At 44.2% G+C, this 860-nt stretch carries 1 protein-coding gene; it reads left to right on the top strand.

All coding sequences use genetic code 11. The features are described from left to right. The first annotated feature begins 352 nt into the window (after positions 1-352). Positions 353-733, top strand: a complete 381-nt coding sequence (locus QTO00_RS20265) for a hypothetical protein (protein ID WP_025580543.1) — start codon at positions 353-355, stop codon at positions 731-733. The last annotated feature ends 127 nt before the right edge of the window (positions 734-860 follow it).

The raw sequence follows: 860 nt of genomic DNA, 5'->3' as shown, positions 1-860 counted from the left end.
CTGTTTAAGTAGGATGCTTGCGCCAATAAGCCGATCGGCGTTTGTGCAACAACCCACCATCGCACGGCTATTGGCAGTCCTCGGAGTACGTCTGTTCGCCCGTTTGTTCGCGGCATTCGTCTATCGGAGTCTAAGCATCAATTGGGTGACCTGTGCCTTATCGTTCGTCCGTGCACATTGCAGAGCCTCTTGTTTCAATTTAAGTTCTTCTTAACAAAGGCGTTCAAGCGGGACTGCTAACGCGTGGCAATTTTTGTAGCAAAGTTGAACTCCGTGGTTAGGGCTGTTTGTTGAGGTATAGCGGTTTGCGTTGCACAGCCCCTTAACGCATCGTTAGCAGTTTGGAGAAGTTATGAAGTATCTCACTTTTGTTTTTTTGTTAGTATCATTTACCAGTCAAGCTAGTTGCTATGTTGTTGGCGACCTAAAAGGCTTTTCTACACGTCAAATCGAAAGTTTTGAAATAGGCAAAGATGGCATTTCATCTCAAAAATTCATTGTTGAATTTAAAGGTGATGAAAGTAGCGTCTCTCCAAATAACATGAGTTGTTTTCAAGCTGGTGCAGCTACATTAATCTGCGCTGATGTTAGCAATAGTGGCGAATCGACTATCGAAACGTGGGCTGTATATCCAGATTCAGGAAAAGCTGTATATACAAAGTCCATCAATGGTTTTGGGGCTTTTAATGGGGCAAATATGTTCGTAGGTAACATCAAGGGGCACTGCGACTAAACTGCTAACAAATTGTTCAAGAGGGATTCGCAACGCGTGGCATTTTTAGTGTGCGTTGGTTTTAGTGTTTAAGGCGGTATGCGGTGGCTTCTATATTGCGTTGCTCACCCCTTAACAAGGCGTTAGC

Source organism: Vibrio sp. M260118, from assembly GCF_036533755.1.
In the GTDB taxonomy this organism is placed as follows: Bacteria; Pseudomonadota; Gammaproteobacteria; order Enterobacterales; family Vibrionaceae; genus Vibrio.
This window is presented reverse-complemented; position numbering and strand designations above follow the sequence as displayed.

Coding starts and splice junctions, on each gene's coding strand:
- QTO00_RS20265 (WP_025580543.1), top strand. CDS start 353: ATGAAGTATCTCACTTTTGTTTTTTTGTTAGTATCATTTACCAGTCAA.